The sequence below is a fragment of the Streptomyces sp. CC53 genome, assembly GCF_001865245.1.
Lineage (GTDB): Bacteria > Actinomycetota > Actinomycetes > Streptomycetales > Streptomycetaceae > Streptomyces.
In genome coordinates, this window is sequence record NZ_MKXB01000228.1 from 1 (window position 1) to 9,222 (window position 9,222).

7 protein-coding genes are annotated in these 9,222 nt (G+C 77.6%); 2 read left to right on the forward strand and 5 right to left on the reverse strand.

Annotation, left to right across the window (positions count from 1 at the left end; genetic code table 11):
* Positions 1 to 102: 102 nt before the first annotated feature.
* The 3 genes from BJP40_RS29855 to BJP40_RS33410 all read right to left on the reverse strand — a co-directional run bounded on the left by BJP40_RS29855 (position 103) and on the right by BJP40_RS33410 (position 2,351).
* Positions 103 to 987, reverse strand: a complete 885-nt coding sequence (locus BJP40_RS29855; RefSeq protein ID WP_071273589.1) for a trans-aconitate 2-methyltransferase — start codon at positions 985 to 987, stop codon at positions 103 to 105.
* Positions 988 to 1,131: 144 nt separating this feature from the next.
* Positions 1,132 to 1,866, reverse strand: coding sequence for a thioesterase II family protein (locus BJP40_RS29860; protein ID WP_071283797.1), 735 nt, complete (start codon positions 1,864 to 1,866; stop codon positions 1,132 to 1,134).
* Complete coding sequence (locus BJP40_RS33410; RefSeq protein ID WP_071283800.1) at positions 1,863 to 2,351, reverse strand: condensation domain-containing protein; 489 nt, start codon at positions 2,349 to 2,351, stop codon at positions 1,863 to 1,865. The genes BJP40_RS29860 and BJP40_RS33410 overlap by 4 nt, the downstream gene beginning before the upstream one ends.
* Before the next feature lie 493 nt (positions 2,352 to 2,844).
* On the opposite strand from BJP40_RS33410, the gene BJP40_RS29870 reads away from it, so the two are divergent.
* Both BJP40_RS29870 and BJP40_RS29875 read left to right on the forward strand, forming a co-directional pair.
* Positions 2,845 to 5,922, forward strand: coding sequence for a BREX system ATP-binding domain-containing protein (locus BJP40_RS29870; protein WP_071283803.1), 3,078 nt, complete (start codon positions 2,845 to 2,847; stop codon positions 5,920 to 5,922).
* Between the two features lie 231 nt (positions 5,923 to 6,153).
* On the forward strand, positions 6,154 to 6,798 hold the full coding sequence (locus BJP40_RS29875) for a 4'-phosphopantetheinyl transferase (RefSeq protein ID WP_071283806.1): 645 nt from the start codon (positions 6,154 to 6,156) through the stop codon (positions 6,796 to 6,798).
* Positions 6,799 to 7,278: 480 nt separating this feature from the next.
* Here the strand turns inward: BJP40_RS29875 and BJP40_RS29880 are convergent, their stop codons facing one another.
* Entirely contained in the window at positions 7,279 to 7,968 is a 690-nt protein-coding gene (locus tag BJP40_RS29880; protein WP_371258712.1) for a phosphoribosyltransferase, read from the reverse strand.
* Between the two features lie 357 nt (positions 7,969 to 8,325).
* Positions 8,326 to 9,003 carry a dienelactone hydrolase family protein gene (locus tag BJP40_RS29885; protein ID WP_071283809.1) on the reverse strand — a complete coding sequence of 226 codons (678 nt, stop codon included), beginning with the start codon at positions 9,001 to 9,003 and terminating at the stop codon, positions 8,326 to 8,328.
* Between the last annotated feature and the right edge of the window lie 219 nt (positions 9,004 to 9,222).

A 9,222-nucleotide genomic window follows, 5' to 3' on the forward strand; every position in this document is an offset into this window, starting at 1 on the left:
CGGGCGGGCCGGGCCGGGGGCTCCGCGGGGCCGGGCCCGGACCGGGACGGCCTGCGCCCCGGCCCAAGCCCCGCGGCCGCCGCGCGGCACGCCCGCGGCGCGTCAGGCGCCGGCGCAGAGCCGGGCGGTGTGCACGGTCACGGCCGCGACGTAGAAGGCGTCGGGCCGCCACAGGATGCTCGTGCAGGCGTCCCCGTCGAGGAGTTGCTCCACCGTCAGCCGGTCCGCGAGGTCGAGCCGGTCGCCGAGGGCGCCGAGGAGCCGGCTGAGCCGGGCGTGCAGGTGCCGGCGCGCGGGCAGGTCCAGCGGGGCCGGCAGGTCGATCAGGAACGTGCGGGTGCCGGTGGGCACGAGTCCCGCGCAGGCCAGCAGCGCCGGCCAGTCGTCGACCACGGAGGTGGCGCCGGGGAGGCGGGCGCGCAGGGCGGCAGCGTGGTCCTCCGACGCGGCGTCGAGGCGCGCCTGGAGGCCGGGGCGCCCGAGGCCGATGTCCCGCGGCAGGAAGCGCGGCGGCAGCACCGGGTCGGCGACGGCGAGGAGACCGCCCGGCCGCAGCACGGCGGCCAGCGCCTTGAGAGCCGCCTGCTGGTCGCCGAGCCGGGGCACGGCGTCACCGGTCCAGATCACGTCGGCCGGGCCCAGCCGGTCGTAGCCGCCGGGCAGTTCCGCCCGGCGCGTGGTGATCCGCGCCCCCACGCCGTGCTCGCCGGCGCGGTGGAGGGTGCGCGCGAGCAGCCCCGGCGACTCGTCGACGGCGACGACCTCCGCGCGGGGGAACGCGCGGGCCAGCGCACAGGAGGCCGCCCCCGGCCCGCAGCCCGCGTCCAGCACGCGGCGGACCGCCGCGGCGCCCCGCTCGTCCGGGCCGAGCAGCTCCGCCAGCCAGCGGGCCGCCTCTCCCAGGAATCCGGTGTGCAGCTCGGCCTCTTGCTCCAGTTCGGCGCCGAGGGCGTCCCGGCCCGGGTCCTCGGTGCGATGTGCGGTCATACGCTCACCTCCGGCCGCCAGGATGGGGAGCCCCCGCGTGCCGGGCAATTCTTGTTGCCGTTCCCGGGACCCGCCCGCCACCGGGCGCCCCGGGACCCCGCCGGGACCGCGTCGGGTCCCGTGCGGCTCCCGGCCCCGGCGTGGTCACCGCGCCGTGGGCGCGGCGCGGCCGGGGGCCGGGTGGAGGAGGTCGCGGCTGAAGGCGGCCAGCACCTCCCGGGCCGCGGTGCGCGGGAAGTCGTTGCCGCCCGGGAACACGTCGACGCGCAGGGACCGTCGGGTGCAGCCCCGCCACGCGGCGAGACCGGCGGCGGTGACGGAGCGGTCGTCCCGGCCGGCCATCGCCGTGACCGGGCAGTGCACCACGTGCCGGGGATCGCGCACGTACGACTCCGCGACGGCCAGGTCCGCCCGGAGCACCGGCGGCAGCACGCCCGGCCGCGGCCCGCGCGCGGTGCCCGCCGGCGACCGGTCCCGCCCGGCGGCCCGCCGCGGCTCGGCGCCCGGCGGCCCGCCGCGCCGCGCCGCGCCGTCCCGGAGGCGGGGCGCGCCGCGGCCCGACACGTACAGCCGCTCGGCGACCGCGTCGTGCTCCCACTCCAGCCGCGCCGCGACCTCGTAGGCGAGCAGGGCGCCGAAACCGTGGCCGTACAGCGCGAACGGCCGGTCGCCCATGCGGGCCACGTACGGCAGGACCTCGTCCAGCACCTCGCCCATGCGGCGGCACGGGCGGGCGCGGGGATGGCGGCCGCGGCCGGGCAGCTCGACGGGGGTGACCACCACCGCCGGGCCCAGCGCGTCGGTCCACGGCAGGTACACCGCCGCGGACGCCCCGGCGTACGGGAAGCAGAACAGGCGTACGGACGGGACGGTCCTCACCGCGCCCCCCGCAGCAGGCGGCGGTACGCGTCGGCGGCGTCCGCCATCAGGCGGAGCCCGGCCCGCCGGTCCAGCACCGGGCGGGCGTACCGCCACGCGAAGGTCCACGTGCGGTCGTCGCGCCGGATGAGCGTGGCCCGCACCAGCGGCGCCCGGTCGAGCGGCAGCCCCCGGGCGCGTTCCTCCGCCAACCGCTCCTCCAGCCTGGCGTCCTGCACCTCGGCCCGGGTGGCCCGCCAGTCGGCGACCTGGAGGCGGAAGGGGGCCGCGGGCCGCAGCGTGCGGCGCATCCCGCCGTCCGGCAGCCGCCGGAACACGGTGCGGCACAGCGCGGTCGGCTCCAGGACCGCCTGCCACGCCTGTTCGTACACGTACGGCAGGACACCGGTCAGCCTGACCACGAAGGTCTCGGTGCGGCCGCCCGGCAGCACCTCCCCGACCCGGTACGGCCGGGCCGGTCGCAGTCGCTCACTGGTCGCGGACACGCGGACACCGCTCCTTCCATCGGATTTCCGCCAACAGGGCGGCGGCGCACGGCAGGGGCGCGCGGTGACGGCATTCCTGGCGGTCATCCGGTCACCGCCGGAAAGCCGAGTCGAACGTACCTGTGTGGTGCTCACCTACTTCAATACGGGACCACCGAAGCACTGGCCGAAGAAACACGTCCCGGAACGGATCAAAGGGCGACGGCGTACAAATCCGGTGGCGTGTCGTGTAGCGTCGGCTCGCGCCACCGGTGTACGCCGTCCACTGGTGTTCGGGGGGTCGGAGAGGGGGGATCGCCGACATGCCTCCCGGTTCTTCCGGAGAATTCCCCGCTGCCGTGGCGGCGACGTCCCCGCCGTGATCTCGACACGGCCCCGGCGGTGCCGGACCGTCGCACCCGGGCACGGCCGCCTCCGCCACCGATGAGACGACGCCGGGTCCGTTCCCCGTCAGCCAGGTCGTTCCGCTGTTCAGCCAGGAGGTGTGGGGCCGGTGCCCCGGGAACTGTACGGCAGAAGCGAAGAATCGAAGATCATCACCGACATGCTCGACTCCGCGGGAGAGGGCGCCGGCGCCGTCGCGCTGGTGGAGGGCATCATCGGGACCGGGAAGACGTCGCTCCTCCGCTGGGCCGAGGAGACCGCCAGGGAGCGCGGCATGCTCGCGCTCTCCGCCACGGCCACCGCGACCGAACAGCGCTTCCCCCTGGGGATCGTGCACCAGCTGCTGAGCCGCCTGCCGGAGGCGGCCGACGACGCCGACGGGTGGACGCGGGCCTTGTCACCCGCGGACCCCGACTACCCGCTGCTCGCCGGCCTCTGCGCGTGCGTCAGCAGGGCGGCGCGGCGTACGCCCCTGCTGCTCACGGTCGACGGCATCCACCACGCCGACCCGCAGTCCCTGTTGTGGCTGGGCTTCCTCAGCCGCCGCCTGGAGAGCCTCCCGCTGGTGCTGCTGGCCAGCAAGCGCTGCGGTGAACCGGCCAGCGACCGGCACCTCCTCGTCGAGTTCATGGAGGGCGTCCGGCCCGACCGCCACATCCACCTGCACGACCTGAGCCCGAGCGCCGCACTCGACCTCGCCGCGGCACTCGGCGGCCGCGGCCCCGGTTCCGTGGACGCCCTGATCGCCGGCAGCGGCGGCAACCCGTACCTGCTGACGGAGCAGATCCGCACGGCCCCCGGCCTGGGCGGCCCCCACCCGCGGCCCGCGGGGAACGAGGGACCCGCGGGAGGGACGGGGACCGTAGTACGGACAGGACGGGCGGGAGTCACCGAAGTCGCCGGGGCCCCCGGGACCGCCGGAAGCCCCGGCCTCACCGGACGTTCCGCCGGCGCGGCCGAGGTCACCGGACACCCTTGGGGCGCCGTCGGCCCCGGGACGGCCGGCAGCACCCTGTACCCCGGCGCCACCGCGGGGCCGGGAGCCGCGGCTTCCCTCGCGGGGGCCCGCTCCCCGTACGGGTGGGAGGCCGGCGGGCGCACCCCCGACCCGTACGCGGACCGGCTCGACGAACGGCTGCGCCTGCAGGCCGTCAAGGAACGCGTCCTCTGCATGCTCAGGCGCCTCGACCCGCACGGTCTGCGCGTCGCCCGCGCCGTCAGCATCCTCGGCGCGCCCGTCGACGCCACCCTTCTCGCCGACCTGTGCGGCCTGTCCGCCGAGGACCTCTGCCGCTGCCTGACCCGGCTGACCGAGTCGGGCCTGCTGCGCTCCGCCGACCTGACGTTCCGCCACCCCGTCCTCGCCGGACTCCTCTACCAGGACGTCCCCTGCGCGGAACGCGCCGAACTGCACCGCCTCGCCGCCCGCTGCCTGCGGCACCGCGGCGGCCCGCCCGAGGAGACCGCCCACCACCTGCTGCGCGCCCACCGCCTCGACGAACCGTGGATGGTCCGGATGCTGCTGGACGCGGCCCGCCGCACCGTCGCGCGGGACCCCGCCACGGCCCGCCGCCTCGTGGAGAAGGCCGTCCTGCACGGCATCCCGCAGGAACTCGCCCCGCACGCCGAGGACCTGCGCATCCAGGCCCTCACGGGACTCGACCTGCCCGCGTCCGCCCACGCCCTCACCATGCACGCCGCCCTCGCCACGGGCCCCGGGGAACGCGCCCGCCAGGCCCTGCGGCTCGCCGACACCCTGCTCCGCCTCGACCAGCCGGCCAGAGCACGCCAGACCCTGGAGCAGGCCAGCCGGGAGATCGGGCCGCAGCCCGCCGGGTCCGCCACCGCGACGCACCTGCGGCACGCCCTCACCCACGTGCGGCTCCACGAGGGCACCTACCGCCCCGCGCCGGGGGACGAAGACCGGCTGGACGCGGTGCTGCTGCTGCGGACCGGCACCGGCGACCGCGCGGCGGCGGTCCGGCGGATCGCCCGGCGGGTCCTGGCCGCGCCCCGCGTCCCCTACGGCTCCCCGTGCTGGTACCACGCGCTGCTCGGACTGCTGTGGGCGGGCGACGCCGACGAGGCCCGGCGCCACCTGGACACCGAAGTGGGGCTCGCCCGCACCGAGGGCGCCGCCCCCCGCACCGCCGAGGCGCTCGCCGTCCGCGGCCTGGTCCACCTGCACCTCGGTGTCCCCGCGGCGGCCGAGGAGGACGCAGGCCAGGCACTCGACCGGCTCGGCCGGATCGGTGCCGACCACTGCCACGCCGGGGCGCTCGCCCGCAGTGTGCTCATCGACGCGGCCCTGGAGCGGGACGACATGGCGGGGGCCTGCGCCCTCCTCGACACCGCCCCGCCCCTGCCCGGGGACCAGCCCCTCACCTGGTGGCGGCTCCATCTGCTGCTCAGCGCCGGCCGCGCCCTGGGCCGGCTGGGGCAGGCGCAGCGCGGTCTCGCCGTGCTCGCCCACTGCGAGCAGGAACTCACCCGCCGCGGCGTCACCAACCCGGCCGTCCTGCCCTGGCGTTCCACCCGGTCCGCACTGCACCTGGCCCTCGGCGACCCCGGCACCGCCCGCCGGCTCGCCCGGCGCGAAGTCGAACTGGCCCGCCGCTGGGCCGCGCCCCACGCCCTGGGACGCGCCCTGGTGGCGCTGGTGGACGCCTCCTCCGGGCGCGAGGCGCTGCAAGCCGCGGACCGGGCGGTGGAACTGCTGGAGGGAGGGGCCGCACCGCTGCTGTTCGCGCACGCCCTGTGCGCGGCGGGCCGCGCCCACCGGCAGGGCGGCAACACGGGCCGCGCCCGGGAACTGCTGCGCCGCGCCAACGAGGTCGGCATCTCGCTGGGCGCCGACGGGCTGGTGGAGGCGGTGCAGCGGGAACTCCGGGCGGCCGGCGGCCGGCCCGATCCCCGCAAGGCGTCCACGGAGTCCCTGCTCACTCCCACCGAGCGGCAGGTCTCCGAGCTCGCCTCCCGCGGGATGAGCAACCGCAGCATCGCCGGGCTGCTGAAGGTGAGCCTGCGGAACGTCGAGTCCCATCTCACCCATTCCTACCGGAAGTTGCGGATCAGCGGGCGCCACGAGCTGACCAGGTTCTTCCCGCCCGACGAGGACTACGCCGCCGACCCGCTGCACCTGCGCACGCGGGCGGTGGCTCCGCTGCCCCGGTTGCGGACCGGGTGAGCCCCGACCGCCCGCCGGCGGGCAGGCCGCCCGGGCCCGTACGGGGCCGCGTGGGGCGGTAGGGGGTCGGGCCGGGGACGGTGCGGGACCGTCGTGCCCGCCCCGGCGGGAGGCGCGCAGGGCGCGGCGGCCCGCCGGCCTGCTGCGGGGCCCGGCCGCTCGTCCTTGCCGTGCGGCCGGGCCCCGCCCTAGGTTGATCGCAGGTCTGTTCGACAGTGGGGGAGGGGTGGCGTGCTCGACGGGGTCGTGGCACCTCCCGTGTGCGTCGCCGAGTCCTTCGAGGACCCGCCCGGCCTGACGCTGCTCGGTTCGGAGCCGCAGGAGATCAGCCGCGCGGTGCCGCAGCGGCAGCGGGAGTTCACCACCACCCGCTGGTGCGCCCGCAGGGCCCTGTCCGGGCTGGGGTTCGGGCCGGTGCCCATCCCGAGGGGCCGGCGCGGCGCGCCGCACTGGCCCGAGGGGGTCGTGGGCAGCCTGACCCACTGCGCGGGCTACCGCGCCGCCGCCGTGGCCAGGGCCGACGAGGTGCTGTCCCTCGGCATCGACGCCGAACCCCACGCGCCGCTGCCCGACCACGTCCTCGGGTCCGTCTCCCTGCCCGAGGAGCGCCGGCGTCTCACCGGCCTGGCGGCCGACCGCCCGGGGGTGCACTGGGACCGGCTGCTGTTCAGTATGAAGGAGTCGGTCTACAAGACCTGGTTCCCGCTGGCCGGCTGCTGGCTCGACTTCGACGAGGCCGACATCACGATCGGCCCGGACGGCACGTTCCGGGCCGACCTGCTCGCGGCGCACCCCCGGGTGCCGGCCGACGGCCTCACCGGGAGGTGGCGGGTGGACCGCGGCCTCCTCGTCACCGCCGTCGTCCTCCCCCGCTGACCAGCCCGCAGGGAGAGCGGTCGTCCGGGGGCGCGGCCGGGGACCAGCGCCGGACCCGCACGGCCACCACCGGGACAGCCCGGCCGCCACGCGGCCGGGCTGCTGCGGCGCAAGGAGCCCCGTGCCCCACCCACGCCACGTGTGACCCGCCCAGAACGCGCCCGACCGGTCACGGGCGGGCACGTGCGTCGAGATCAGCGCACGGTCCCCCTGAGAGGCACCCTGTCCTCATCCACCGGCCCGCGGAAGGCGGACGACCGCGCGCGCCACCCCCAGCAGTCGCCCCCGTCCCGGTGCCGGGGCGGTAGCCGGCCCGCCCCCGCAGCGGAGCGACGCACCCCGCCGGGTCGCCACCCGCGGTGAGGGGCGCCGCGCACCATCGCCCCCACCGGTCACCCGTGTCCCACACCGGAAGCGGTCCCGTCCCGCGCCCCGAAGCGCCGGCCCGGTGACGCTCCCGGGCGCCCTCCGCAGCGGGGCTCAGCGGTGGCGGACCGGCCGCAGCCGCTCCGGGACCGACAGCTCCCGCAGCAGGGCGATCACCTCGTCGTCCGTGGTCTGCGTGAAGTCCTCGTACCACCTGCCCACGGCCCGGAAGTCGTCCGGCTGCAGCAGACACACCACCTCGTCGACCTCACGGCGCAGCTCCGCGGCGGCCCGGTGGTCGCCCACCGGCACGGCGAGCACCAGGCCGGCGGGCCCCTCGCCCCTGATCAGCCGGATCGCCGCGCGCGCCGTGACGCCCGTCGCGAGACCGTCGTCGACCAGGACCACCGTGCGGTCGCGCAGGTCGGGCCGCGGGGCGTGCCCGCGGTAGAGGTCCTCGCGCCGGTGCAGCTCCGTGCGCTCCCGGGCCACCGACGCGCCCAGCTCGTCCGGCGTCATGCCGAGCATGGCCAGTGCTCGTTCGTCGTAGACCGGCGGCGCCTCGCCCGCGATCGCCCCGATCCCGACCTCCGGTCGGCCCGGCAGCCCGATCTTGCGGGCCACGAGCACGTCGAGCGGCGCGTGCAGGGCGCGGGCCACCGCCGCCGCCACCGGGACCCCGCCGCGCGGCAGGGCCAGGACGACCGGGTCGAACCACTCGCGTTCCGCCGCCGTCTCCCGCAGGCGCGCAGCGAGCCGCAGCCCCGCGTCGCGGCGGTCCTGGAACCATACGTCCACCGTCACCACCAGCTTCCTCTCCCCACCGACCGGCTCAGGGGCCAGGTCGACCGGGTCCCTTCCTCACGCCCGTGTCGCCCGTACCGGGCTCGGCGAGCGGTGCCGGCGCCGTCGTGCGGTCCCGGTGCGCGGAGGCGGTCGTACCGTTCCGCCGACGCTGTCGGCCCGTAGTGCACCCGGGCCCCGCGCCCCGGGCAGGGTGCGGCGCGGGTGGTCCCGCTCCCGTCACTCTGGTCGGCGGTCGGGCCGCCGGCGTCCGAGAGGAGAAGCGCAGTACCGCTCGGGACCGCCCCCTCCCGGGGACGAGGGCCGTGCGGCTCCCCGCACCACGGGCCCCGGTGGCGCCGCCGACCGCGGCACGGCTCACCGTTCCGCGTCCCCGGCCGTGAACGCGTCGTCGCCCGGCCGCAGGAACCAGTCCCGCGCCGCGCGCGCCACGTGCTCCAGCGCACCCGGCTCTTCGAACAGGTGACCGGCTCCGGGTACGACCTCCACGTGACAGGGCACCCTCAACCGCTCGGCCGCCTCCCGGTTGAGCCGCAGCACCTCCGGGTCCTCACCGCCGACGACCAGCAGCACCGGTGCCGCCACCCGCGCCAGCGCCTCGCCCGTCAGGTCGGGCCGCCCCCCGCGGCAGACCACCGACTGCACCCGGACGGGGCGGTCGGCGGCAGCGCGGAGTGCCGCCGCCGCACCGGTGCTGGCCCCGAAGAGGCCGACCGGGGCGCGGCGTGTGGCCGGCTCGTCGGCGAGCCAGTCCACCGCGGCGATCACCCGTTCGCTCAGCAGGTCGATGTCGAAACGGTGCTCAGCCGTCAGCAGGTCGCGGCGCTCCTCCCGCTCCGTGAGCAGGTCGAGCAGCAGGGTGCCGAGGCCCGACTCCTGGAGGGCTGCGGCCACCGCCCGGTTGCGCGGGCTGCGCCGCGAGCTGCCGCTGCCGTGGGCGAAGACCACCAGGGCCCGGCCCTCCGCGGGCAGTGCGAGGTCCGCGTGGAGGGGGGAACCGTCCCTGGCGGGAAGGACCACCTCTTCGAGGATCACAGCGCGTCTCCCTCCTGCACCCTCCCCCTTCTCCGTTGCCGGCCCGCTCGTCGCCCGCCCCGCCGCCTCGGGTCACGGGTGCCCGCGTGCGGCGGTCCAAACGCGGGCCCGGCGCCTGAGCCGGCCGCACCGCTGCGTGAGACGCGGAGACCCCGGTGGACTCGGCGCCCGGGCGCCTGCGCGGAGGCGGTGCGCGCGTCGCGATCGGGGTGCACGGGG

What these genes read in the sequence shown, in the direction of transcription:
- BJP40_RS29855 (WP_071273589.1), bottom strand. Translation starts at nt 987, where the DNA reads ATGACCGCACATCGCACCGAGGACCCGGGCCGGGACGCCCTCGGCGCC.